Origin of the sequence: Kitasatospora sp. NPDC059673 (assembly GCF_042734215.1) — a bacterium.
In the GTDB taxonomy this organism is placed as follows: Bacteria; Actinomycetota; Actinomycetes; order Streptomycetales; family Streptomycetaceae; genus Kitasatospora.
On sequence record NZ_JBHWEN010000018.1, the window covers coordinates 72,961 to 97,934 of the forward strand.

At 72.1% G+C, this 24,974-nt stretch carries 18 protein-coding genes; 8 read left to right on the forward strand and 10 right to left on the reverse strand.

The genetic code is table 11. The features are described 5' to 3' along the window. Positions 1-82 precede the first annotated feature (82 nt). Complete coding sequence (locus ACFV18_RS21525; protein WP_380485516.1) at positions 83-1,048, forward strand: DUF4349 domain-containing protein; 966 nt, start codon at positions 83-85, stop codon at positions 1,046-1,048. Between the two features lie 179 nt (positions 1,049-1,227). Here the strand turns inward: ACFV18_RS21525 and hemE are convergent, their stop codons facing one another. Then, positions 1,228-2,316: a uroporphyrinogen decarboxylase gene (hemE, locus tag ACFV18_RS21530; protein WP_380485518.1), complete on the reverse strand. Its 1,089-nt coding sequence runs from the start codon at positions 2,314-2,316 to the stop codon at positions 1,228-1,230. Between the two features lie 166 nt (positions 2,317-2,482). Here hemE and ACFV18_RS21535 point away from each other — a divergent pair, with 166 nt between their 5' ends. From ACFV18_RS21535 to ACFV18_RS21555, 5 genes are all read left to right on the forward strand, one after another. Next, complete coding sequence (locus ACFV18_RS21535; protein ID WP_380485520.1) at positions 2,483-3,136, forward strand: DUF3000 domain-containing protein; 654 nt, start codon at positions 2,483-2,485, stop codon at positions 3,134-3,136. Between the two features lie 388 nt (positions 3,137-3,524). Continuing rightward, positions 3,525-4,256 carry a LuxR C-terminal-related transcriptional regulator gene (locus tag ACFV18_RS21540; protein WP_380485521.1) on the forward strand — a complete coding sequence of 244 codons (732 nt, stop codon included), beginning with the start codon at positions 3,525-3,527 and terminating at the stop codon, positions 4,254-4,256. A 190-nt stretch (positions 4,257-4,446) separates the two neighbouring features. Beyond that, on the forward strand, positions 4,447-5,682 hold the full coding sequence (locus ACFV18_RS21545) for an HRDC domain-containing protein (RefSeq protein WP_380485524.1): 1,236 nt from the start codon (positions 4,447-4,449) through the stop codon (positions 5,680-5,682). A gap of 194 nt (positions 5,683-5,876) precedes the next feature. Continuing rightward, the gene (locus ACFV18_RS21550) at positions 5,877-7,094 is read left to right on the forward strand and encodes a thiolase family protein (protein ID WP_380485526.1); all 1,218 of its coding nucleotides are present in this window, start codon (positions 5,877-5,879) and stop codon (positions 7,092-7,094) included. Between the two features lie 2 nt (positions 7,095-7,096). Beyond that, the gene (locus ACFV18_RS21555; protein WP_380485528.1) at positions 7,097-9,223 is read left to right on the forward strand and encodes a 3-hydroxyacyl-CoA dehydrogenase NAD-binding domain-containing protein; all 2,127 of its coding nucleotides are present in this window, start codon (positions 7,097-7,099) and stop codon (positions 9,221-9,223) included. 247 nt (positions 9,224-9,470) lie between these two features. Here the strand turns inward: ACFV18_RS21555 and ACFV18_RS21560 are convergent, their stop codons facing one another. The 7 genes from ACFV18_RS21560 to ACFV18_RS21590 all read right to left on the reverse strand — a co-directional run bounded on the left by ACFV18_RS21560 (position 9,471) and on the right by ACFV18_RS21590 (position 18,333). Beyond that, a complete protein-coding gene (locus tag ACFV18_RS21560; RefSeq protein ID WP_380485530.1) occupies positions 9,471-9,923 on the reverse strand; it encodes a hypothetical protein in 453 nt (150 codons plus the stop codon). 2 nt (positions 9,924-9,925) lie between these two features. Then, positions 9,926-11,443, reverse strand: coding sequence for an ArnT family glycosyltransferase (locus ACFV18_RS21565; protein WP_380485532.1), 1,518 nt, complete (start codon positions 11,441-11,443; stop codon positions 9,926-9,928). 135 nt (positions 11,444-11,578) lie between these two features. Then, positions 11,579-13,480 carry a 1-deoxy-D-xylulose-5-phosphate synthase gene (gene dxs, locus ACFV18_RS21570; protein ID WP_380485534.1) on the reverse strand — a complete coding sequence of 634 codons (1,902 nt, stop codon included), beginning with the start codon at positions 13,478-13,480 and terminating at the stop codon, positions 11,579-11,581. A 205-nt stretch (positions 13,481-13,685) separates the two neighbouring features. Beyond that, positions 13,686-14,942 (reverse strand): sugar ABC transporter permease, encoded by a 1,257-nt coding sequence (locus ACFV18_RS21575; protein WP_380485536.1) that lies wholly within the window; start codon positions 14,940-14,942, stop codon positions 13,686-13,688. Further along, positions 14,939-15,727: an ATP-binding cassette domain-containing protein gene (locus ACFV18_RS21580; protein WP_380485537.1), complete on the reverse strand. Its 789-nt coding sequence runs from the start codon at positions 15,725-15,727 to the stop codon at positions 14,939-14,941. The genes ACFV18_RS21575 and ACFV18_RS21580 overlap by 4 nt, the downstream gene beginning before the upstream one ends. Before the next feature lie 140 nt (positions 15,728-15,867). Continuing rightward, on the reverse strand, positions 15,868-16,962 hold the full coding sequence (locus tag ACFV18_RS21585; RefSeq protein ID WP_380485539.1) for a sugar ABC transporter substrate-binding protein: 1,095 nt from the start codon (positions 16,960-16,962) through the stop codon (positions 15,868-15,870). Between the two features lie 201 nt (positions 16,963-17,163). Further along, positions 17,164-18,333, reverse strand: coding sequence for an ROK family protein (locus ACFV18_RS21590; protein WP_380485541.1), 1,170 nt, complete (start codon positions 18,331-18,333; stop codon positions 17,164-17,166). 161 nt (positions 18,334-18,494) lie between these two features. Here ACFV18_RS21590 and pepN point away from each other — a divergent pair, with 161 nt between their 5' ends. Further along, positions 18,495-21,059: an aminopeptidase N gene (gene pepN / locus ACFV18_RS21595; RefSeq protein ID WP_380485542.1), complete on the forward strand. Its 2,565-nt coding sequence runs from the start codon at positions 18,495-18,497 to the stop codon at positions 21,057-21,059. Between the two features lie 127 nt (positions 21,060-21,186). Here pepN and ACFV18_RS21600 read toward each other — a convergent pair whose 3' ends face one another. Further along, on the reverse strand, positions 21,187-22,734 hold the full coding sequence (locus tag ACFV18_RS21600) for a sensor histidine kinase (RefSeq protein WP_380485544.1): 1,548 nt from the start codon (positions 22,732-22,734) through the stop codon (positions 21,187-21,189). Continuing rightward, positions 22,731-23,435 carry a response regulator transcription factor gene (locus ACFV18_RS21605; RefSeq protein ID WP_380485545.1) on the reverse strand — a complete coding sequence of 235 codons (705 nt, stop codon included), beginning with the start codon at positions 23,433-23,435 and terminating at the stop codon, positions 22,731-22,733. The genes ACFV18_RS21600 and ACFV18_RS21605 overlap by 4 nt, the downstream gene beginning before the upstream one ends. Before the next feature lie 180 nt (positions 23,436-23,615). Here ACFV18_RS21605 and ACFV18_RS21610 point away from each other — a divergent pair, with 180 nt between their 5' ends. Then, entirely contained in the window at positions 23,616-24,974 is a 1,359-nt protein-coding gene (locus tag ACFV18_RS21610; RefSeq protein ID WP_380485547.1) for a ferric reductase-like transmembrane domain-containing protein, read from the forward strand.

Consider the following 24,974-nt stretch of genomic DNA (forward strand, 5'->3'; position numbering starts at 1 on the left):
GGTCCGGTTCGCGGGCCCGCGCGTCACAGTGCCGACGGGGCGGGCGAGCGGCCCGCCCGCTACCCGGGGAGGGGACGGACACATGGGAGTACGGGTGCGCGGCGCGGGGGCGGCCGGCGTCCTGGCGGCGGTGCTGCTGCTGGCCGGATGCAGCGCGAGCGGAAGCGGTTCGTCGTCCGGGGCCAAGGCGGCGGACCACGCAGCCGCGCCGGCGGTGGCCGAGGGCGGCAGGGCGGCGGACGCCGCAGCCGGGGCGGGCGGCTCGGCGGCCCCGTCCACCGGGGCGAACGGGCAGCCGATGAGCCGTCAGATCGCCTACCAGGCCCGGATGACCGTCCGGGTGAACACCCTGGAGGCGGCCCGGGACAAGGCCGTGGACCTGGTCGGACAGGCCGGCGGCTACGTGGCGGGCGAAAACCGGCGCGGCGCGGGCGACGGCGCCGAGGCGACGCTGACGCTGAAGGTGCCGTCGGAGTCCTACCAGAAGACCGTGGACGCGCTCGGCGGGCTGGGCCAGCGGCTCGCCCTGACCAGCCAGGCCGACGACCTGACCGACCGGATCGCCGACGTGGACAGCCGGGTCAAGTCGATGCGGGCCAGCGTGGACCGGGTCCGCGCCCTGCTGGCCGAGGCCAAGACGCTCTCCGAAGTGGTTTCCCTGGAAAGCGAGTTGACCCGCCGCGAGTCCGACCTGGAGGCACTGGAACGCCAGCAGCAGGAGCTCGCCTCCCGAACGTCGCTGTCCACCGTGACCCTGGACCTGCTGACGGACGCCCAGCGCCCCACCGGCGCCGTGCCCAAGCACAAGGACGGCTTCTGGGCCTCCGTCGGCAAGGCCCTCACCGGCGGCTGGCACGCCCTGCTCACCCTGCTGCACGGTCTCCTCGTCGCCCTGGCCGCCGGCGCCCCGTTCCTGCTGATCCTGGGCCCCGCCGCCTGGCTCCTCCGCCGCCACTACCGCACCCGCCCCCGCCGGGCGGCCCCCACCGCGTCGAAGAACCTGCCCGCACCCCCACAGCATCCCCCGACGCCCGACACCGAGGCCTGACCGCTTAACACAGCGGCACGCAATCACCACACAGCACCGCCGCCGGTGTCGGAGGCAGCGGCGGCGGCCGGCACATCGGCACCATCCTGCTGAAGCTCGGCCTGCCGCCCGCCGAGGGACACTCACCGCCGGGCCTTGGCGGTCCTGGTGTTCCTCGGCGGCGGCGAGCGCGGCCGGAGTCAGCGAGCGCTGGCCTCGTGCACGAAGGCGACCAGGCGGGTCAGCGCGTCCGGGTCCATGGTCGGCATGACGCCGTGGCCGAGGTTGAAGATGTGGTGGCTGCCGCCGAGCGCCTGGGCGGCGTGCAGCACCTCGCGGGCCTTGGTCTCCACGACGTGCGTGGGGGCGTACAGCACGGCCGGGTCGAGGTTGCCCTGCAGGCCCTTGCCGGGGCCGACCCGGTTGGCGGCCTCGTCCAGCGGGACCCGCCAGTCGACGCCGACGATGTCCGCACCGGCCTGGCCCATCAGGCCGAGCAGCTCGCCGGTGTTGACGCCGAAGTGGATCCGCGGCACCCCGTACGGCGCGACCGCGTCGAACACCTTGGCGCTGGCGGGCATCACCGAGCGGCGGTACTCATCGGGGGCGAGCGCGCCCGCCCAGGAGTCGAACAGCTGGATCGCCGAGGCGCCCGCCTCGATCTGGATCTTCAGAAACGCCGAGGTGATCACCGCGAGCCGATCGACCAGCTCCGCCCACAGCTCGGGCTCGCCGTACATCATCGCCTTGGTGTTCTCGTACGACTTCGACGGGCCGCCCTCGACCAGGTAGCTGGCCAGCGTGAACGGGGCGCCGGCGAAGCCGATCAGCGGGGTGGCGCCGAGCTCGGCGACCAGCAGGCCGACCGCCTCGGTGATGTACGGCATGTCGTCCGGCTCCAGCGGGCGCAGCCGCTGCAGGTCTTCCTTGGTGCGGATCGGGTCGGCGATCACCGGGCCGACGCCGCCCTTGATCTCCACGTCGATGCCGACCGCCTTGAGCGGCACCACGATGTCGGAGAAGAAGATCGCGGCGTCCACCTTGTGCCGGCGCACCGGCTGCAGGGTGATCTCCTTGACCAGCTCGGGCCGCATGCAGGAGTCGAGCATCGAAATGCCCTCGCGCACCTTCAGGTACTCGGGCAGCGAGCGGCCGGCCTGCCGCATGAACCACACGGGGGTGTACGGCACCGGCTCGTTGCGTGCGGCGCGCAGGAAGACGGAGTCGTACGCGGCGCCGCGGGGCCGCTGACCGGACTGGGCTGCGGGGGTCTCACTCACGTCCCACATCCTCGCACGCGGGCGGTCCCGTCCCGGCCGTCCACCAGGCAAAACGGACACCTCGGACACGGGTGGCGCGGACAGCGGTCCCGGCCTGGCCGATTTCCGGAATTTCGGCACGCCGGAGGAACGAAAGTGCTCGGATTGCGGGCCCGCGCCACCTAGGCTTCCGGACATGGCAGCGGTCGGCGGGCAATCCGCACAGGGTGGAGGAACGGGCAGGGAGTCGGTGCCGATCGAGTTCCGCGAGGCGGTCGAGGCGCTGACCGGGGCGCGACTGCGTCCCGAGGTACGGCTGTCCCCGCAGCCCGCCCCCCGCCGGCTGGCCCCGTACACCTTCGCGCTGTCCGCCTCGGTCGAGGTGGACGGCGAGGAACTGGCCGACGGCACCCTGGTGCTGCTGCACGACCCCGCCTCACCGGAGGCCTGGAACGGCGACTTCCGGGTGGTCACCATGACCCGGGCCGAGCTGGAACCGGAGATGGCCGGTGACCCCTTGCTGTCCGAGGTCGGCTGGAGCTGGCTGCTGGACGCCCTCCAGGCGCACGGCGCCGGGTTCGAAGAGCCGAGCGGCACCGTGACCAGATGCCACTCGCAGTACTTCGGGGCGCTGGCCGAGCGCGGCGCCTCCACCGAGATCGAGCTGCGCGCGTCCTGGACGCCCGCCGACCGCCGCTTCGACCGGCACCTGGCCGCCTGGGCCGAGCTGCTGTGCGTGTGCGCCGGGCTGCCGCCCGCCCCGTCCACCCCGGCGCCGGCCGCCGACTCCGGCGGGCTCGGCGGCGTGGTGCCGATGCCGGCCCGCCGCCGGCCGCGCAACCCGCACTGACCGCCGTCCGGCCCGGCGCCGCCGTCGCGCCCGGGCTCGCACGGGTGTCCGCACCGCCCGCGCCGTAGACACCCCGGGGGGACAGTCGCACGTCCCGGTCCGGCGACCACCCGCAGGGCTGACGGAGTGCGACTTCGTGGACGCTCCCGGTCGGTTACCCGACCGTTCGTGATCACCGGGCGGCCGAAATCGATCGAATCCGTGCGATTTCCGGGCACGTCGTACCGCTCGCCCGCGCGATTTGTCCGTATTGTTACTCACCAGATCGTGATCACTTGCTAAAGCCGGTCACGGTTGTTGCCGAAGGTGTCAGTGACCCTTTCCAGACGCGGAACACTCCGACCGCCCCCTCGGGGTTCCGTCCGCCACTCCCCGCAGGAGGCCCCAGGTGTCGGTCCTTCTTGAGCACCCCGCAAACGTGGTCGCCTACCGTCCGACGAAGCCCACCGCCATGGTGGTCATCGCTGATCCCCGGGTCCGGAACACGGTGACCCGGCACCTATGGGCGCTCGGCGTCCGTGACGTCATCGAGGTCTCCTCGATCGCCGAGGCCCGGCCCCGGATCTCCAACCCGCGCGACATCTGCATCGCCGATGTCCACCTCCCCGACGGCTCCGGCCTGACCGTCCTCGCCGAGACCCGCGCCGCGGGCTGGCCCAACGGCCTGGCACTGTCCGCCGCCGACGACATCGGCGCGGTCCGCTCGGCACTGGCCGGCGGCGTCAAGGGCTACGTGGTCACCGGCACCCGCACCAGCATGCCGATGCCCGGCCGCCCCGGGCTCCCGATCGGCGCCGGTCTGGCCGGCCGGATGCGCCGCCCCGGGATCCCCGGCCACCACCACCCCGGCATGCACGGTGCGCCCGGCCAGCCCGGCGCCGCCCCCGGCGCTCCCGGTGCGCCCGGCGCACAGCCCTCCGCCTACCGCGAGCTGTCCGGCCGCGAGGTCGAGGTGCTGCGGCTGGTCGCCGAAGGCCAGTCGAACAAGGCGATCGGCGTCGCGATGGGCCTGTCCGCGCTCACCGTGAAGAGCCACCTGGCCCGCATCGCCCGCAAGCTCGGCACCGGCGACCGGGCCGGAATGGTCGCCGTGGCGCTGCGGACCGGAATCATCCACTGATCCGCATCGTCCCTGGTGGCGGCCCGGAGGAACGTTTCCTCCGGGCCGTTTCCGTGACGTCCCCCGACGGCCCGTCACCTCGCCACCGCCTGCCCGTTCCGGCCCGCCGGTTACGAGCGGCCGAGGTCCGAACATGGTCCGACCAGTCGGACAACACTCCCGGCAGCGGGACACGACGTACCCTTGGGGGGTGACCGACGCCGTAGCCTCCATCCCAGAAGAGATCGCCCCGGTTCCGCTCCTCGAACCCCGGGACGGACTCCCACCGGTGGTGTCGGACCCAGCGGCACTCGCCGCCGTCATCGCGGCCTTCCGCACCGGCACCGGCCCCGTCGCCGTCGATGCCGAACGCGCCTCCGGTTACCGCTACGGCCAGCGCGCCTACCTGATCCAGCTGCGCCGCAAGGGCGCGGGCACCGCGCTGATCGACCCGATCGCCTGCCCCGACCTGTCCGCGCTGGACGAGGCCATCCACGACACCGAGTGGGTCGTGCACGCCGCCACCCAGGACCTGCCCTGCCTGTTCGACGTCGGCATGCACCCCGGCGTGCTGTTCGACACCGAACTCGCCGGCCGGCTCGCCGGCTTCCCCCGGGTCGGCCTCGGCCCGATGACCGAGAACGTCCTCGGCCTCTCGCTCGCCAAGGAGCACTCCGCGGTCGACTGGTCCACCCGCCCGCTGCCCGAGCCCTGGCTGCGCTACGCCGCGCTCGACGTCGAGGTGCTGGTCGACCTGCGCGACGCACTGGAGACCGAACTCGACCGGCAGGGCAAGCTCGACTGGGCCCACCAGGAGTTCGCCGCCCTCGCCGCCGCGCCCCGCCCCGCCCCCCGGGTGGACCCCTGGCGGCGCACCTCCCAGCTGCACAAGGTCCGCCGCCGCCGCCAGCTCGCCGTCGTCCGCGAGCTCTGGCTGACCCGCGACCGGATCGCCCGCGAACGCGACGTCTCCCCCGGCCGGGTGCTGGCCGACAGCGCGATCGTCAACGCGGCCCTCGCCATGCCGCTGAACGCGCCCGCGCTGATCGCCGTCCAGGGCTTCGGGCCCCGGGTCAACCGGCGCCAGCTCGAACAGTGGCTGGGTGCGATCGAACGTGCCCGCGCGATCCCGGAGAACGCGCTGCCCTCCGCGACGGCCCCGCACGACGGGCCGCCGCCGCCGCGCGCCTGGGCCGAGAAGGACCCGGTCGCGGCGGCCCGCCTCACCGGTGCGAGGGCTGCCGTCGCCGCGCTTGCGGAGCAGCACCACCTCCCCGCGGAGAACCTGATCACCCCCGACCTGGTCCGCCGCGTCTCCTGGGAGCCGCCGACCCGACCGGACGCGACGTCGATCGCCGACGCACTGCGGGCCCTGGGGGCCCGCGCCTGGCAGACGGAGCTGGTGGCGCCGGTGCTGGCGGAGGCGTTCAAGACGGCGAGCGAGTAGCAACGCAGGCGGGTGCGCACAGTTTTCGCGCCCTGGGTTCACGCCCGCTCGCGTTTCGTGCCCGCTCACGGTGCGGTCTCGCTCACTCTTTCATCTCCTTGCCCACCGTTGTTACTCGTGGGTAGATTGGTCGCGTAGCAGCGCCGCTGGTTTGCGCGCTCGCCCAGCCATGTCCCCTTGGGAGGAGAGCCCCCGTGCCTCGTACCGCGAGGGACGTCGTCTTCGTCGACGGCGTCCGCACCCCGTTCGGCAAGGCCGGCCCGAAGGGCATGTACCACGAGACGCGGGCGGACGACCTGGTCGTCAAGTGCATCCGCGAGCTCGTGCGTCGCAACCCGAACCTGCCGGTCGAGCGGATCGACGAGGTCGCCGTCGCGGCGACCACTCAGATCGGTGACCAGGGTCTGACCATCGGCCGCACCGCCGCGCTGCTCTCGGGTCTGCCGAAGTCCGTTCCGGGCTACTCGATCGACCGGATGTGCGCGGGTGCGATGACGGCCGTCACCACCACCGCGGGCGGCATCGCGTTCGGCGCCTACGACGTGGTCGTGGCCGGCGGCGTGGAGCACATGGGCCGGCACCCGATGGGCGAGGGCGTGGACCCGAACCCGCGGTTCGTCTCGGAGAAGCTGGTCGACGAGTCCGCCCTGTTCATGGGTATGACGGCGGAGAACCTGCACGACCGCTTCCCGCACCTCACCAAGGAGCGCTGCGACGCGTACGCGGTGCGCTCGCAGGAGAAGGCGGCGAAGGCGTACGCCAACGGCGACATCCAGCCGGACCTGGTGCCGATCGCGATCCGCAACACCAACCCCGAGGTCGGCGAGACCGGTTGGGGCCTGGCGACCACGGACGAGCCGATGCGCCCGGGCACCACCATGGAGTCGCTGGCCGGTCTGAAGACCCCGTTCCGTCCGCACGGCAACATCACCGCGGGCAACGCGGCGGGCCTGAACGACGGCGCGACCGCCTCGCTGCTGGCCGCCGAGGACGTGGCCCGCGAGCTGGGCCTGCCGGTCAAGATGCGCCTGGTGAGCTACGCGTTCGCGGGCGTCGAGCCCGAGGTGATGGGCATCGGCCCCGTCCCGGCGACCGAGAAGGCGCTGGCCAAGGCCGGTCTGACCATCGAGGACATCGGCGCGTTCGAGGTCAACGAGGCGTTCGCCGTCCAGGTGCTGGCGTTCCTGGACCACTACGGCATCGCGGACGACGACGAGCGGGTCAACCCGTACGGCGGCGCGATCGCGTTCGGCCACCCGCTGGCCTCCTCCGGTGTGCGTCTGATGACGCAGCTGGCCCGCCGCTTCGAGCAGCGCCCGGACGTCCGCTACGGCCTGACCACCATGTGCATCGGCTTCGGCATGGGCGGAACCGTCATCTGGGAGAACCCGCACTTCGAGGGTGGTAAGTGACCATGAGCACCACTGAGATGCTGCAGCGCGCCGCCGAGCTGTTCCCCGGCGAGGTCGTCACCACCGCGCACGTGCGCCACCTGGACCTGCCGCTGCAGGCCGGCAAGCTGGCGCTGATCACCCTGGACAACGGCTTCGACCACACCAAGCCGACCACCTTCGGCCCGGGCTCGCTGGCGAAGCTGTCCGAGGCGCTGGACCAGGTCGAGGCCGAGGCCGCCGAGGGCAAGGTGGTCGCCGTCGCGATCACCGGCAAGCCGTTCATCTTCGCGGTCGGCGCCGACCTCAAGGGCGTCGAGGTGCTCAAGGAGCACGCGGACGCGCTGGCCATCGGCAAGGGCGGCCACGACGTCTTCAAGCGGATCGCCGCGCTGCCCGTCCCGTCCTTCGCGTTCTACAACGGCGCGGCGATGGGCGGCGGCGTCGAGGTCGGCCTGCACTGCTCCTACCGCACCGTCAGCGCGGGCGTCCCGGCGTTCTCGCTGCCCGAGGTGTTCCTCGGCCTGGTGCCCGGCTGGGGCGGCTGCACCCTGCTGCCGAACCTGATCGGCCCGGCCAAGGCCGTCAAGGTCATCGTCGAGAACTCGATGGCCCAGAACAAGCAGCTCAAGGGCAAGGAGGTGTTCGAGCTCGGCATCGCGGACGCGATCTTCGAGCCGGCCGACTTCCTGGAGCAGTCGCTGCTGTGGGCCGCGCGCGTCCTCAAGGGCGACGTGGTCGTCGAGCGCGAGGAGTTCGACCGCGGCAAGGCGTGGGACGACGCCGTGCTGTGGGGCCGCTGGGTCGCCGACGCCAAGGTGCACGGGGCCGCTCCGGCCGCGTACAAGGCGCTCGACATCATCCAGCAGGTCAAGGACGGCGACCTGCAGGCCGGCTTCGACGCCGAGGACGCCGCGCTGGCCGACCTGATCATGAGCGGTGAGCTGCGCTCCGGCCTGTACGCCTTCAACCTGGTGCAGCGCCGCGCGAAGAAGCCGTTCGGCGCGCCGGACAAGTCGCTGGCCCGCCCGGTCACCAAGGTCGGCGTGGTCGGCGCCGGTCTGATGGCCTCCCAGCTGGCGCTGCTGTTCGCGCGCCGCCTGGAGGTGCCGGTGGTACTCACCGACATCGACCAGGAGCGCATCGACAAGGGCGTGGGCTACGTCCACGGCGAGATCGACAAGCTGCTGGCGAAGGGCCGCATCGGCGGCGACAAGGCCAACAAGCTCAAGGGCCTGGTCTCCGGCCACCTCGACAAGGCCGTCGCGTTCGGCGACGCGGACTTCGTCATCGAGGCCGTGTTCGAGGAGATGGGCGTCAAGCAGAAGGTGTTCGCGGAGCTGGAGGCGGTGGTCTCGCCGACCACCATCCTGGCCACCAACACCTCCTCGCTGTCGGTCACCGAGATGGCCTCCAAGCTCCAGCACCCGGAGCGCGTGGTCGGCTTCCACTTCTTCAACCCGGTCGCGATCCTCCCGCTGCTGGAGATCGTCCGGGCCGAGAAGACCGACGACGCCTCGCTGGCCACCGCGTTCGGGGTCGCCAAGAAGCTGAAGAAGACCGCGGTGCTCACCAAGGACGCCCCCGCGTTCGTGGTCAACCGCATCCTGACCCGCTTCATGGGCGAGATCCAGAACATCATCGACGAGGGCACCTCGTTCGAGACCGTCGAGGCCGCGGTGAAGCCGCTCGGCCTGCCGATGTCCCCGATCGCGCTGCTCGAACTGGTCGGCCCGGCCATCGCCCTGCACGTCTCCGAGACGCTGCACGGCGCGTTCCCGGAGCGGTTCACCGTCTCCGAGAACCTCGGCAAGGTCGTCAAGGCCGGCAAGCGCGGCTTCTACATCTGGCAGGACGGCGCCCAGGTCCTCGACCCCGAGGTCCTCGCCCTCCTCACCTTCGGCGACTCCGTCCTGACGGAGGACCAGGTCCGCGCCCGCGCCCTGGAAGCCGTCGCCCAGGAGATCGGCCTGATGCTCGACGAGGGCGTCGTCGGCGAGGCGCAGGACATCGACCTGTGCATGATCACCGGCGCCGGCTGGCCCTTCCACCTCGGCGGCATCACCCCGTACCTCGACCGCGAGGGCGTCTCCGAGCGCATCAACGGCAAGAAGTTCCTGGCCCCCGGCCTGGCTTCGGTCCCCGCCTGACAAAGCGTTCCGTCAACGGGCGGGCAGCACTCCCCCACGGGGGAGGGCTGCCCGCCCGTTGTCGTGCCACGGGGCTACCTTGGTCCGGGCCGACCCAGTCCTGCCGGTGGGGGTGCCGTCGGTGCCGGAGGGGCTGGTGCACCAGCGGCGGTGGAGTTGCCGGGGTGTCCGGAGCCGCCGCATTCGGCGTTCCGGCCGGAGGGGCCGGAGGGGCTGGTGGCGGCGGTGGCGGGGTTCGCGGCGGGGGTCAGGCGTCCTTGAGCCAGGCCTCGGTGCGGCGGTGGCGGCCGAGGCCGAGGGCGTCGAACTCGTCGTGGTGGCCGTCGGCGTGGGCGCCGAGGTGGCGGAGGGCGAGGGAGATCGGGCTGCCGGTCGGTGCGGTGAGGGGGCCGAGGGTGAGGGCGCCGCGGGTCCAGACGGCGACGGACTGGTCTCCGGTGCCGCCCCAGATGTCGGCCTCGACGTACGCGACCGGGCCGGTGGCGGACCAGGTGGCGAGGGTGTGGTGGAAGCCGCCGGGGAGCTTCCGGAAGCCGGGGTGGGCGGGGGTGCCGTCCATCACCGCGTCGTGCAGGTCGTCGGTCATCGGCAGCAGGGCGAGGCCCTGGGCGAGCGGGACGACGTGGGCGTCGGGGAGGTCGGCGGTGGCGGCGCGCAGCAGGGGTTCGGCCGCGACGACCGCTTCGAGGGCGTACCCCACGACTAGCCCTTCTTCAGGCGGTAGATGACGGTGTCCCCGGTGACGCCGACGACCTCGTAGTGGGTGTCGAGCAGGGTGGCGATGCGCGGCACCATGTCGGGCTGGTAGGGGGAGGTGCCGGAGTCGTCGACGACGACCTCGGGGAAGCCGTTGGTGGAGATCTCGTCGTCGAAGGTCTGCCAGGCCTCGGCGACGGAGTACTGTTCGCCGACCTTGTCGCCGCCCTTGCCTCCGCTGAAGTTGGTGAGGAAGCCGGCGGTGAGGTAGCGGGTGACGGGGCGTCGGTCGGCGAGCCAGTAGAGCTCGGGGTGCATGCCCCAGATCAGGACGGTGTCCTTGGGGGTGGTCTGGGCGGCGATGGCGGTGGCGACCTCGGTGGTCTGGGTGAGGCGCTGGCCGGGCCACAGGACGGCGAGGCCGCAGAAGAAGCTGCTGGCGAGGGCGGAGTAGATCAGGACGGGCCGCCAGGAGATCGCGGAGGTGGCGACGGCGCCGACGCCGAGCAGGACCAGCGGGGGCATCAGCTGGAGGTAGTAGTGGCCGAAGAAGTGGAAGCCGACGGAGACGGCGATCACCGAGGAGAGCAGCCACATCCACAGGTCGACGGTGGAGCCGTGCTCGGGTCCGCGGGCGGGGACGGGGCGTCGGCGGTGGCGCAGCCACAGGCGGTGCGCGAAGGGCAGCAGGAAGGCCAGGCTGGCGCTCATCAGGATGGCGGAGTTGCCGAGTGCGCGGCCGATCATCTGGGGCCAGTTGGAGCCGAGGCCGGCGTAGTCGCCGGAGCCGGTGACGACCCAGAACAGGAAGCCCTTGGGTTTGGTGAGGATGACGGCGACCAGCGCTATCGGCAGCGCGAATCCGAAGCCGATCTTGGCGAGTGCGGGGGGCCAGCGGACGCCGCGGCGGCGGGTGTCCTGGAGGAGCATCCACAGCACGGGGAGCATGACGGCGCCGCCGGTCTGCTTGGTGAGCGAGCAGAGCGCGACCGCGATGCCGGCGGCCAGCCAGCGGCGGCGTTCGGCGTAGCGGAAGGCGGCCACCATGGCGGGCAGCATGAAGACTTCGAAGGTCGCGGCCTGGGTGTCCTCGGGTGAGAGCCCGATGGAGAGCAGGAGGTAGAGGATGCCGGCGCAGCGTCCGGCTTTGTCGCCCCAGCGGCCGCGGGCGAGCGAGGCGAGCAGGATGGCGGTGGTCAGGTGGGCGACGATCGCGAGGGTGCGCAGCGGCCAGAGCGAGGCGGATCCGAAGAGCGCGAAGCAGGCTTCGTAGAGCCAGGGCAGCAGCGGGGGTTTGCGGTCGACGACGGTGTCGTAGAGGACGCCGCCGTCGGCGAGCATCCGGGCCTGGGTGGCGAGGTAGCCCTCGTCGGGGCTCCACACCGGGCGCAGGAAGGACGGCAGGTGGGTCAGGGTGGCCAGCACGGCGAGCAGCGGGACCAGTCTGGTCCAGTACCCGGTGCGCAGGCGCTCTGGGAGGCGCTCGGCAAGGGCACGTCGGCTGCTCGTGAGGGTGTGGGACACGGGTGACAACCTACCGGGCGTGGACGGGCGTAGTCAGTGGCAGTCCACGAATGAGTGTGACCGTCCGACAATAAGCGCACCGCCACGGGGCCAAAAGGCGGTCCCGTGACGGTGCGCTGGGGGGATTCCGGGTGGTCAGCTCCGGGCGAAGGAGCGGGTGCTGACCAGTGCTTCGATCTTCTTGGCGAGGGCGGGGGCGGTGAGGCCGATCTCTTCCAGGATCTCGCCGCGCGAGGCGTGGTCGAGGAATTCCTGCGGGATGCCGAAGTCGCGCAGCGGCACGTCCACGTCGGCGTCGCGCAGCGCCTGCGCGATCGCGGAGCCGACGCCGCCGGCCCGGCCGTTGTCCTCGACGGTGACGACCAGGCGGTGCTGGGCGGCCAGGCCCGGCAGCGCGGCGTCGACCGGCTTGACCCAGCGCGGGTCGACCACGGTGCTGCTGATGCCCTGCACGGCGAGGAGTTCGGCGGCCTCCAGGCAGATCGGGGCCATCGCGCCGATCGAGACGATCAGCACGTCGGCGACCTCGTCCGCAGTGTCGCCCTCGGGGCGGCGCAGCACGTCCATGCCGCCGACGGTGCCGACGGCGGGCACGGCGGGGCCGACGTTGCCCTTGGAGTAGCGGACCACGGTGGGGGCGTCGGCGACCTCGACGGCCTCGCGCAGCTGGAGCCGGACCTGCTCGGCGTCGCGCGGGGCGGCGAGGCGCAGGCCGGGGACGACCTGGAGGATCGACATGTCCCACATGCCGTTGTGGGAGGCGCCGTCGGTGCCGGTGACGCCGGCCCGGTCGAGCACGAAGGTGACGCCGAGCTTGTGCAGGGCGACGTCCATCAGGACCTGGTCGAAGGCCCGGTTCAGGAAGGTCGCGTAGACGGCGACCACCGGGTGCAGGCCGTTGGTGGCCAGGCCCGCGGCGCAGACGGCGGCGTGCTGCTCGGCGATGCCGACGTCGAAGATCCGCTCCGGGTAGGCCTTGGCGAACGGGGCCAGGCCGACGGGGTGCAGCATGGCGGCGGTGATGGCGACCAGGTCGCGGCGCTCGCGGCCGAGCGCGACCATCTCCTCGCCGAACACCGAGGTCCAGTCCTTGCCGGCGGTCTTGACCGGCAGGCCGGTGTCGGGGTGGATCACGCCGACCGCGTGGAAGCGGTCCTCGTCGTTGTTCTCGGCGGCGTGGTAACCGCGGCCCTTCTCGGTGATGCAGTGCACGATCACCGGGCCGCCGAAGTTGCGGGCCTTGGTGAACGCGGACTCCAGGGCCTGCAGGTCGTGGCCGTCGATCGGGCCGAGGTACTTCAGGCCGAGGTCCTCGAACATGCCCTGCGGGGCGATGAAGTCCTTCAGGCCCTTCTTGGCGCCGTGCAGGGTGTCGAACATCGCCTGGCCGACCACGGGGGTGCGCTGCAGCGCGTCCTTGCCCCAGGACAGGAAGCGCTCGTAGCCCTGGGTGGTGCGCAGGGTGGCGAGGTGGTTGGCGAGGCCGCCGATGGTCGGCGAGTAGGACCGCTCGTTGTCGTTGACGACGATGACGATCGGCAGGTCCTGGCTGTCGGCGATGTTGTTCAGCGCCTCCCAGGCCATGCCGCCGGTGAGCGCGCCGTCGCCGATCACGGCGACCACGGCGCGGTCCTTGTGGCCCTGGATCTTGTTGGCCTTGGCGAGACCGTCGGCGTAGCCGAGGACGGTGGAGGCGTGCGAGTTCTCGATCACGTCGTGCTCGGACTCGGCGCGCGAGGGGTAGCCGGACAGGCCGCCCTTCATCTTCAGCCGGGAGAAGTCCTGGCGGCCGGTCAGCAGCTTGTGGACGTAGCTCTGGTGGCCGGTGTCGAACAGGATCCGGTCACGCGGGGAGTCGAAGACCCGGTGCATGGCGAGGGTCAGTTCGACCACGCCGAGGTTGGGCCCGAGGTGGCCGCCGGTCTTGGAGACCTCCTCCACCAGGAAGGCGCGGATCTCCTCGGCGAGTGCCGACATCTGCGCGGGGGTGAGTCGATCGAGATCGCGCGGTCCCCGAATACGGGTCAGCAGGGCCACCCGTTCCTCCTCGTCCAAGTTCTCGCGCCCGCATGGGCCCGGAGGGCGTACGCCCCGCTTGAGTCTAATGTCCATTACCCGTCCGTAGTGCGGCGGGCAACCCCGACCCCCGTTCGGGTGGCAGGGGCGGAAAAGCACCGAACCGCGCGACCGGCCCCGGTATGGCGGGGAGGTGTGCCGGTCGCGCGGTTGCGGGTGGTGCGGGTCAGCCGCGTCCGTTGGACTTCTGGGTGCGGCGGGAGACCGAGTCCAGGACCACTGCGGCGAGCAGCACCGCGCCGGTGATCATGTACTGGATGGCCTGCTGGGCGTGGATCATGTCCAGGCCGGTGGTGATGGACTGCAGGACCAGGATGCCGAGCAGCGCCGACCAGAGCTTGCCGCGGCCGCCGAACAGGCTGGTGCCGCCGATGACGGCTGCCGCGATGGCGTTCATCAGCATGGTGCCGCTGCCGAGCGACTTGTCCGCCGAGCCCTGCTGGGAGGCGATGAACAGGCCGCCGAAGCCGGCCAGGCCGGCCGAGATCATGTACACCGAGGTGCGCACCCAGGCGACGTTGATGCCGGCCCGGCGGGCCGCCTCGATGCCGCCGCCGACCGCGAAGATCTGCCGGCCGTAGGTGGTGCGGCGGAGCACGAAGTCGCCCAGCGCGACGACGCCGACGAACAGCACCAGCGGCAGCGGCAGGCCGCGGTCCTGGTTGAGCATGTAGGCGACCACCAGCGCGACCACGGCGAGCGCGCCGGTGCGCAGCGCGATCTCGGCGATCGGGCGGGCCGGCAGGCCGGCGGCGCTGCGGCGGCGGGCGTCGAACAGCTGGCCGGCGGCGAACAGCACGATGGCGAGGATCGCGAACAGCCAGGCCCAGACGATGTCGCCGTCACCCAGGAAGTAGGTGTCCAGGTTGGCGATGACGCCGTCGTTGAGGTTGTTGACGGTGCCGAGGTTGCCGATGACCAGGTGCTGCACGCCGAGCCAGGCCTGCATGCCGGCCAGGGTGACCAGCAGCGCGGGCACGCCGACCTTCGAGAAGAAGAAGCCGTGCACGGCGCCCATGGCGATCGCGGCCGCGATGCCGATCAGCACCGCCAGCCACTCGTTGACGCCCTGGCGGGCCGCCAGCACCGAGGAGATCGCGGCGGTGACACCGGCGATCGAGCCGAGCGACAGGTCGATCTCGCCGAGCAGCAGCACGAAGACCACACCGGCGGCGATCAGGCCGGGGCCGGCGATCCACTTGCTGATGTTGGTGATGTTGTCGGCGTTGAGGAAGGAGCCGGTCTTCCACTGGAAGATGACGGCGATGATGATCAGGCCGACCACGACCGGCAGCGAGCCGATCTCGCCGCTGCGCAGCTTGCGGCCGAACTCCTCGAAGTAGCCGGCCAGGCCCTCCTTGCGGACCAGCAGGCGCGGGTCGACGGCGGGCGGGGTGGGCGTGGTGGGGGTTTCGGTGCTCACTTGGCGTCCTCCGCGATACGGGCCTGACGACGGGTCACCGCGTTGTCGGTGGCGCCGGTGATGGCGGAGATGATCTCCTCGTGCGAGGTGCTGGCCACCTCGAAGCTGCCGTTGTTGCGGCCCAGGCGGAGCACCGCGACGGTGTCCGCGACGGCCTTGACGTCGGCCATGTTGTGGCTGATCAGGATCACGCCGAGGCCGCGCTCGCGCAGCCGCTCGACCAGGTCGAGGACCTGGGCGGTCTGCTCGACGCCGAGGGCGGCGGTGGGCTCGTCCAGGATGACGATCTTCGGGTCGCCGACCAGGGCGCGGGCGATCGCGACCACCTGGCGCTGGCCGCCGGACAGGCCGGCGATCGGGATCCGGACGCTCGGGATGCGGATCGACAGGGTGTCGAGGAGTTCGCGGGCGCGCTTCTCCATGGCGACCTCGTCCAGGGTGCCGAAGCGCTTGAGCTCGCGGCCGAGGAACAGGTTGCCGACCACGTCGAGGTTGTCGCACAGGGCGAGGTCCTGGTAGACGGTGGCGATGCCGAGCGCCTGGGCGTCGTGCGGGCGGCCGATGGAGACCGGCTTGCCCTCCCACTCGATGACGCCCTCGTCGATCGGGTGGACGCCCGCGATGGTCTTGACCAGGGTGGACTTTCCGGCGCCGTTGTCGCCGACCAGGGCGACGACCTCGCCCGCGTGGACCTCCAGTTGCACGTCGGTGAGTGCCTGGACGGCACCGAAGCGCTTGGAGACCCCGCGCAACGCCAGTACGGGTGCGCCTGTCACGTGAACCATCTCCTTGAGTTCCGTGTCGGACCTGACGTTTCCGACACGGGCGACCCGCGCGCCGGTCCGGACGCGCGGGGTGGGACTGCGGGAACAAAAAGGGCCGGCGGGAGCTTCCGGGTGGTCAGGAAGCCCCCGCCGGGCGGGTATTACTGCAGGCCGGCCGCGGTACAGGCGGCGGCGAAGTCGGCGGTGCAGATGTCCGCGACCTTGTACAGGTTGTCGGCGATCACGGTGTCCTTGATGTTCGCCTTGGTGACGACCTTGGGCTCCAGCAGGGTGGCCGGGATGCCCTTGTCGGTGTCGCTGTCGACGGTCGCGGTGGCGACGCCCTTGATGTCCTTGCCCTGGAGCAGGTCGACCGCGAGTTCGGCGGCACCCTCGGCCAGCGGCTTGTAGGCCTTGTAGATGGTGTAGGCCTGGTCGCCGGAGACCAGGCGCTGGATCGCGTCCAGGCCCGCGTCCTGGCCGCCGACCGGGACGCTGACGCCCTGGGCCTTCAGCTGGGTGATGATCGCACCGGCCATGCCGTCGTTGGCGGAGTAGACGGCCTGGAAGCCGTCCTTGCCGAGCGAGGAGATGGCGGCGCCGATCTTCTGGCCCGCGACGGTGGGCTTCCACTCGCCGCTCTGCTCGTAGACGACGCTCTTGACCTTGCCGTCCAGCACCTTGTGCGCGCCGGACTTGAACTTGCCCGCGTTCGGGTCGGCGTCGTCACCGTTGATCATCACGATGTTGGCGTCGGCGGCCTTGGCACCGAGGGCGTCGACCAGGGCCTGGCCCTGCAGCTCGCCGACCTTCTCGTTGTCGAAGGAGACGTACGCGGAGACCGGGCCGGTGGCCAGGCGGTCGTACGCGATGACCTTGACGCCCTTGTCGGCGGCCTCCTTCACCCAGGACTGGGTGGACTTGGCGTCGAACGCGTCCAGGATGATCACCTTGACGCCCTGGGCGATCAGGGTGTCGAACTGCTGCTTCTGCTTCGCGGCGGAGCCCTCGGCGTTGCTGTACTCGACCTTGCAGTCGGAGCAGAGCGCGCGGACCTTGTTCTCGATGAACGGCTTGTCGAACGACTCGTAGCGGGTCGAGGAGGCGTTCTCCGGCAGCAGCAGGCCGATCGACTTGTTGTTGCCCGAGGCCGCGCCGTCCTTCTTGTCACTGCCGGCCTTGCCGCAGGCGGCCATGGTCAGAGCCATCGAGACAGCGGCGGTGCCGACGACGACGCGACGCATCATTGCGTTCATGGTGAGGGGTGCCTCCCTGACAGAGCCGCAACGTTGCGGCGAGGTGGGCAGGAGTCAACCCCGTCACCAAGCTTGTCGTCAACAAGTAAAGCATCAGCCCCGGGGATTCAGACCCTTTCGTTATCTTCCTGAAGGCTCAGTCGAGATCGGACGGCCCGTCGGGAGCCGAATCGGGCCGTCGGAGGTCCTCCCGCGACCGGTTCAGATCCCTCCCGTCTCACCCATCTCACTCATCACCAGGGCGAGTGCCCCGAGCACCTCGGCGCGGCCGCCGAGCGTCCCCGGGACCACCGACAGCTGGCGGGCGGCGCTGGGGATGGCGTACCGGGCCACCGAGTCGCGGATCGGGGAAAGCACCAGTTCACCGGCCTCGGCCAGATCGCCGCCGAGGATCACCCGGCGGGGGTTGAGCAGGTTGCACAGGGTGGCCACGCCCATGCCGATCTGGCGGCCGGCGTCGGCGATCACCCGGCGGCAGCCCAGATCGCCCTGCTGGGCCAGCTGCACCACCTTTCCGAGTGTCAGTTCGCCCGGGTGGTTGGCGTTCAAGAGGTTGAGCAGGTAACGGGAGCCCACGAAGGTCTCCAGGCAGCCGCGGTTGCCGCAGCGGCACACCGGGCCCGCCTCGTCCAGCGTGATGTGCCCGATCTCACCCGCGGTGCCGCCCGGGCCGCGGTAGATCTGGCCGTTGATCACCAGGCCGGCGCCGACGCCGCTGGCCACCTTGATGTACGCCAGGTCGCCCAGGCCCCGCCCGGCGCCCCACACCAGCTCGCCCAGCGCGCCCAGGTTGGCGTCGTTGTCCACGTGCACCGGCATGCCCAGGCGGCCCGCCAGCTCCTGGCCGGGCGTCACCCCGGACCAGCCGGGCAGGATCGCGGTCGAGCCGAGCGCCCCGGTCTCCTGGTCGATCGGGCCGGGCACGCCCAGGCCCACGCCGATCACCTTGTCGCTCCGGAAACCGGCCTGCTCCAGCAGCCGCGCCACCATCCGCTCGGCCAGGTCGAAGCCCTGCTGCGCGGAGACGTCCACGTCCAGCGGCTCGCTCTCCTCGGCCAGCACCCGGTGCGCCAGATTGCCGATCGCCACCCGCAGGTGGGTGTGGCCGAAGTCGACGCCCACCACGATCCCGGCGTCCCCGCTCAGCGAGACGCTGCGCGCCCGGCGCCCGCCCGAGGAGGTGTCGGCGACCACCACGGTGCCGGACTCCTTGAGCTCCCGGACGATGTTGGACACCGTCGCGGCCGACAGCCCCGTACCCCGGGCGATCTCGGCCTGGGTCAGCGATCCGGCCATCCGCACCGCCCGCAGCACCCGTTCGAGATTCGCCCGGTGCAGCGAGGACTGCGATCCCGGTGTGTCCGTCGACATGTTCCACCCTCCAGGGCGCACTTGCGTTCGTCCAAAGTTCAGCTTCAACTTGTGAACTCTATGCTCCGGTACCGATCGGAGGGGCCGTCAAGTACGAACACGGATCGTTACGCACGTGGGAGGATGCCGGGTAACCGAGCCCTGACGAAGGAGTCCTGCGAGTGCCTGGCACCAACTTGACCCGTGAGGAGGCCCGCACCCGGGCCGCACTCCTGCATGTGGAGTCGTACGACATCGAGCTCGACCTGAGCTCGGCGCGCGAGGGCGGCACCTTCCGGTCCACCACCGTGGTCCGGTTCACCGCCACCGAACCCGGCGCTTCCACCTTCATCGACCTGGTCGCCCCCGCCGTCTCGGAGATCGTCCTCAACGGCCGTGCGCTGCCGTTGGAGAACTTCGCCGACAGCCGGATCGCGCTGCCCGAGCTGGCCGCCGCGAACGAGCTGCGGGTGGTCGCCGACTGCGCCTACACCAACACCGGCGAAGGCCTGCACCGGTTCGTCGACCCGGCGGACGGCGAGACCTACCTGTACACCCAGTTCGAGGTCCCGGACGCCCGCCGGGTGTTCGCCAACTTCGAGCAGCCCGACCTGAAGGCCGCCTTCGCCTTCACCGTCACCGCCCCGGCCGGCTGGGTCGTGGTCTCCAACTCGCCGACCCCCGAGCCCACCGGCGACGGCGACACCCGGGTGTGGACCTTCGAGCCCACCCCGCGGATGTCCACCTACATCACCGCCCTGGTGGCCGGCCCCTACGTCGGCGTGTTCGACGCCTACGAGAACGGCGCGCAGCGCGTGCCGCTCGGTGTCTACTGCCGCCCCTCGCTGCGCGAGTTCCTGGACGCCGACGCCATCTTCGCCGTCACCAAGCAGGGCTTCGACTACTTCCAGGACAAGTTCGACTTCGCCTACCCGTTCGCGAAGTACGACCAGCTGTTCGTCCCGGAGTTCAACGCCGGCGCGATGGAGAACGCGGGCGCCGTCACCCTGCGCGACCAGTACGTGTTCCGCTCCAAGGTCACCGACGCCTCCTACGAGATGCGCGCCGCGACCATCCTGCACGAGCTCGCCCACATGTGGTTCGGCGACCTCGTCACCATGGAGTGGTGGAACGACCTGTGGCTGAACGAGTCGTTCGCCACCTTCGCCGAGGTGGTCTGCCAGGCCGAGGCGCCCGGCTCCAAGTGGCCGCACTCCTGGACCACCTTCGCCAACCAGATGAAGACCTGGGCGTACCGGCAGGACCAGCTGCCGTCCACCCACCCGATCATGGCGGAGATCAACGACCTGGAGGACGTCCAGGTCAACTTCGACGGCATCACCTACGCCAAGGGCGCCTCGGTGCTCAAGCAGCTGGTGGCGTACGTCGGCCAGGACGCCTTCTTCCAGGGCGTGCGCGCCTACTTCAAGCGCCACGCCTGGGGCAACACCCGCCTCACCGACCTGCTCGGCGCCCTGGAGGAGGCCAGCGGCCGCGACCTGCGCACCTGGTCCAAGGCCTGGCTGGAGACCGCCGGCATCAACGTGCTGCGGCCGGCCCTGGAGGTCTCGGCGGACGGCGTCATCGAGTCCTTCGCCGTCCTGCAGGAGGCCCCCGCGCTGCCCGCCGGCGCCCGCGGCGAGGCCGTGCTGCGCCCGCACCGGATCGCCATCGGCCTGTACGAGCTGGTCGACGGCAAGCTGGAGCGCACCGAGCGGATCGAGCTCGACGTGGACGGCGAGCGCACCGAGGTCCCGCAGCTGACCGGCCGCCAGCGGCCCGCCGTGCTGCTGCTCAACGACGACGACCTGTCCTACGCGAAGGTCCGCCTCGACGCCGACTCGCTGGCCGTCGTCACCGAGCACCTCGGCGACTTCACCGACTCGCTGCCCCGCGCGCTGTGCTGGGCCTCCGCCTGGGACATGACCCGCGACGGCGAACTCGCCACCCGCGACTACCTGTCGCTGGCGCTGGCCGGCCTGCCCCGCGAGAGCGACATCGGCGTGGTCCAGTCCGTGCACCGCCAGGTCAAGCTCGCCCTGGAGCTGTACGCCGACCCGGCGTGGCGCGAGAGCGGCCTGCAGCGCTGGGCGGCCGCCTCCGAGACCGCGCTGCGCGAGGCCCCCGCCGGCAGCGACCACCAGCTCGCCTGGGCCCGCGCGCTGGCCGGCTCGGCCCGCACGGACGGTCAGCTCGCGCTGCTCGCCGGGCTGCTGGACGGCTCGGAGACCATCGAGGGCCTGGCCGTCGACACCGAGCTGCGCTGGACCCTGCTCGGCCGCCTGGTCGCCACCGGCCGCGCCGACGAGGCCGCGATCGACGCGGAGCTCGCCCGCGACAACACCTCCTCCGGCCAGGAGCACGCCGCCACCTGCCGGGCGGCCCGCCCGACCGCCGAGGCCAAGGCCGAGGCCTGGGCGTCCGTGGTGGAGTCCGACACCCTGACCAACTACGTGCAGGAGGCCGTCATCGCCGGCTTCCAGCAGGCCGACCAGCGGGACCTGCTCGCGCCGTACACCGAGAAGTACTTCGCCTCGGTCAAGCAGGTGTGGGAGACCCGCAGCCACGAGATCTCGCAGCAGATCATCGGCGGCCTGTACCCCGCGTTCGCCGTCTCGCAGGCCACCCTGGACGCCACCGACGCGTGGCTGGCCTCCGCCGAGCCGGCGCCGGCGCTGCGGCGCCAGGTCGTCGAGGCGCGGGCGGGCGTGGAGCGGGCGCTGAAGGCTCAGTCCGCGGATCGCTGACGCGAGGTCATGGCGGGGGCCCGGGGGACGTGTTCTCCCGGGCCTCCGGCGTGTTCGGGCGGGGTGTTTGTGTGGGGGGCTGCGCGGCAAGCGCCGGGCGGTCCGGGAGGTCGCGAGCACGTGCAGGTCATTGTCGTGCGTCGCGATCTGGCTGACGGGTGCCTTCCGCTTCGCGCAGTTCCCCGCGCCCCTGCTTTCGCGCCCGCTCGCGCGGCAGGGTGATGCGGAAGACCGTCGCGCCGGGGGTGCTGTGGACCGTGGCCGTGCCGGCGTGGGCCTGGACGACGGCTTGGACGATGGCCAGGCCGAGGCCGGTGGAGCCGGTGCGGCGGGAGCGGGTGGGGTCGCCGCGGACGAAGCGGTCGAAGACGTGCGGGAGGAGTTCGGGCGGGATGCCGGGGCCGTTGTCGGCGACGGTGAGGAGCACCTCGGTGGCGGTGGTCGAGAGCCGGAGCGTGACTTCGGTGCCGTCCGGGGTGTGGGTGCGGGCGTTGGCCAGCAGGTTCGCCACCACTTGGGTGAGCCGGTGCGGGTCGCCGGGGGCGGTGACGGGTTCGGCGGGCAGTTCCAGCAGCCAGCGGTGCTGCGGGGCGGCGGCCCGGGCGTCGGCCGTGCAGTCCAGGGCGATCCGGGTCAGGTCGACGTCCTCGACGGCCAGCGGGCGGCCGGCGTCGAGGCGGGCGAGCAGCAGCAGGTCCTCGACGACGGTGCCCATCCGCTGCGACTCGGCGGTGATCCGCTCCAGCGAGTGCCGGACCGGCTCGGGCACCGGGCCCGGGTGCCGCAGCGCGAGTTCGGCGTGGCCGCGCACGGCCGCCACCGGGTTGCGCAGTTCGTGGCTGGCGTCGGCAGCGAACGCGCGCAGCCGCTCCTCGACCTCCTGGCGGCGGGTCAGCGCGTCCCCGATGTGGCCGAGCATCCGGTTCAGCGCGGCGCCGACCCGGCCGACCTCGGTGCCGGGGTCGTCGTCCGGGACGCGCTCGCCGAGATCGACCGCGCCGCTGGCCAGCGGCAGCGCGGAGACCCGTTCGGCGGTGGCCACCACCCGTTCCAGTGGGCTCAGGGCGAGCCGGACGCCGAGGGCGCCGGCGAGTGCGGCGGCGGCCAGGGCGACGGCGAACACCACCAGTTCGATCAGCAGCAGGCGCTGCACGGTCTCGTCGACGGGGTGCAGCGGCAGGCCGGTGACCAGCACGTCCGCGTCGGATCCGGCGACGGCGGCGGCCCGGTAGTGGCCGAGGGCGGACAGGGTCAGGTCACGCGGGTGGCCGTTCACCGGGAGCGCGCGCAGGGCCCGCACGTCCGCGTCGGTGAGCGGGACGGGGGCGTCGCCGGGCCGGAGCCCGGCGACCGGGACGGGGTCGTCGTCGCCGGGCGGGATGCCACCGACCACGGCGGCGTGCGTGACGGTGCCGTTCACCAGGCGGGCGCCGAAGGTGCCGGGCGACTGGGCGCGGGTGTCGTGGCCGTTCGTGCCGGGGTGTTCCAGGCTGGCGGCGTAGCGTCCGCCGCCGGCGGCCAGTTGCTGGTCGATCCGGTCGACCAGGAAGTGCCGCAGTGCCCCGGTGGTGGCGAAGCCGACGCCGACGCAGATCAGGGCGATCAGCACCAGGACGCCCGCGACCAGCCGGGCCCGCAGGGTGCGCGGGCGTCGCACGCGTCCGGTGGCCGTCATCCGGTGGCCGCCTTGAGCACGTAGCCGGCGCCGCGCACGGTGTGGATCATCGGAGCCCGGCCGGCGTCGATCTTGCGGCGCAGGTAGCTGATGTACAGCTCCACCACGTGGGCCTGTCCGCCGAAGTCGTAGGACCAGACGGCGTCCAGGATCTGGGCCTTGCTGAGCACCTGCCGGGGGTGCTCCATCAGGTAGCGCAGCAGGGCGTACTCGGTGGGGCTGAGGTCGATCGCCTCGCCGCCGCGGCTGGTCTCCCGGGCGGCCGGGTCGAGGTGCAGGTCGCCGACGGTGAGGGTGCCGGGGGTGGCCGGGCCGGCGGGGGCGGCGCGGCGCAGCAGGCCGCGCAGCCGGACCACGACTTCCTCCAGGCTGAACGGTTTGGTGACGTAGTCGTCGCCGCCGGCGGAGATGCCGGCGATCCGGTCCTCGACGGCGTCCCGGGCGGTGAGGAACAGCACCCGGACCTCGGGGTCGGTGCGGTGCACCCGGCGCAGCACCTCCAGTCCGTCGAAGTCGGGCAGCATGACGTCCAGCACGATGGCGTGCGGGTGCCACTCGTCGGCGGTGGTGACGGCGTCGAGGCCGCTGGTCGCGCCGCGGGCCTGCCAGCCCTCGTAGCGCAGGGCGCCGCAGATCACCTCGACCAGGTCGGGTTCGTCGTCTACCACCAGGACCCGCCACGGGGTGTCCGCGTGCTGCATGGGTCCATTCTGGCGTTCCGGGATGAGAAAGCGGTGAGATCGTCCGACCGCCTCGTGTGGAGTGCGGGCCCGGCGACCTGCGCGAACGCCCTGGGGAGGGGGCCGGGGGCGGCGTCCTTTCATAGGGAACTGAGAGGTTCCGGTGCCACGGTGGGCAGCGCACCACCGAAGGAGGGCCCGTTGACCTCACTGACCAGCCCGACCCGGGCCGCCCGCCGTGCCGCCCAGCGCCGGAGCCTCCCACCGGATGCCGTCCGGCACGGCGCGCTCGCCCTGATCGCTCTCGGCGCCCTCGGCGTGCTCGCCCTGTGGTGGATCGACACCCCGCGGACAGCCGGTGCGGCGGACTGGCTCACCGGCACCGCCCGGATCACCGGCCTGCTGGCCGGTTACGCCGCGCCCGTCCTGCTGCTGCTGATGGCCCGCGTCCCGCTGCTCGAACGCGAGGTCGGCGCCGACCGGATGGCCCGCTGGCACGCCTTCGGCGGCCGGTACCTGGTTTCGCTGATCACCGTGCACGTGCTGACCGTCGTCTGGGGCTACGCGCTGACCAGTGGCCAGGGCCTGTGGAGCCAGGGCGTGGAGATGGTCCTGCACTTCCCCGACATGCTGAAGGCCACCGCCGCGACCCTGCTGATCCTCGGCACCGGCGCCGTCTCAGCCCGCGCCGCCCGCCGCCGGCTGAGCTACGAGGCCTGGTACTACCTGCACCTGGCCACCTACCTGGCGGTCGCGCTCGGCTTCGGCCACCAGCTCACCACCGGCGCCGACCTCGCCGACAACAAGGCGAAGGCCCTCTGGTACCTGCTGTACCTCGGCACCGCCGCCGTCCTCGGCTGGTACCGGCTGCTGCGGCCGTTCCTGCGCGACCGGCGGCACCGGCTGCGGGTCGCCGAGGTCCGGCCCGAGGGCCCCGGTGTGGTCTCGGTCTTCCTGACCGGCCGGCACCTGGACGAGCTGCGCGCCGAACCGGGCCAGTTCTTCCGCCTCCAGTTCCTCACCCGCGAACTGCGCTGGGCCGCCAACCCGTACTCACTGTCCGCTCCCCCGCACCCGCACTTCCTGCGCTTCACCGTCAAGGGCCTGGGCGCACACAGCGCCGCCGTCGCGGCGCTCGCCCCCGGCACGGCCGTCCGGGCGGAGGGCCCGTACGGGGCGTTCACCGCGCGGCGCCGCCACGGCGGGCCGGTACTGCTGCTCGGCGCGGGTGTCGGCATCACCCCGCTGCGGGCCCTGTTCGAGACGCTGCCCGGACGGCTGACCCTCGTTCAGCGGGCCCGGCGGGTGGAGGACGTGCTGTTCCGCCACGAGCTGGCGGCCGTCACCGCCGGGAGCCGGGACAGGCGGGCGTACGAGCTGCTCGGCAGCCGCGAGCAGGTCGGTGACCTGGGCGCGGCGCTGCACCGGCTGGTGCCGGACCTCGGCCGCCACGAGGTCTACCTGTGCGGACCGGAGGCGTTCACCGCCGAGGCCGTCCGCGCCCTGCGCGCCGCCGGGGTCCGGCCGTCCCGCATCCACCACGAGTCCTTCGTCTTCTAG

Coding starts and splice junctions, on each gene's coding strand:
- ACFV18_RS21535 (WP_380485520.1), top strand. CDS start 2,483: ATGGCAGCGGTCGGCGGGCAATCCGCACAGGGTGGAGGAACGGGCAGG.
- ACFV18_RS21555 (WP_380485528.1), top strand. CDS start 7,097: ATGAGCACCACTGAGATGCTGCAGCGCGCCGCCGAGCTGTTCCCCGGC.
- ACFV18_RS21585 (WP_380485539.1), bottom strand. CDS start 16,962: ATGAACGCAATGATGCGTCGCGTCGTCGTCGGCACCGCCGCTGTCTCG.
- hemE (WP_380485518.1), bottom strand. CDS start 2,316: ATGTGGGACGTGAGTGAGACCCCCGCAGCCCAGTCCGGTCAGCGGCCC.
- ACFV18_RS21605 (WP_380485545.1), bottom strand. CDS start 23,435: ATGCAGCACGCGGACACCCCGTGGCGGGTCCTGGTGGTAGACGACGAA.
- ACFV18_RS21590 (WP_380485541.1), bottom strand. CDS start 18,333: ATGTCGACGGACACACCGGGATCGCAGTCCTCGCTGCACCGGGCGAAT.
- ACFV18_RS21600 (WP_380485544.1), bottom strand. CDS start 22,734: ATGACGGCCACCGGACGCGTGCGACGCCCGCGCACCCTGCGGGCCCGG.
- ACFV18_RS21580 (WP_380485537.1), bottom strand. CDS start 15,727: ATGGTTCACGTGACAGGCGCACCCGTACTGGCGTTGCGCGGGGTCTCC.
- ACFV18_RS21525 (WP_380485516.1), top strand. CDS start 83: ATGGGAGTACGGGTGCGCGGCGCGGGGGCGGCCGGCGTCCTGGCGGCG.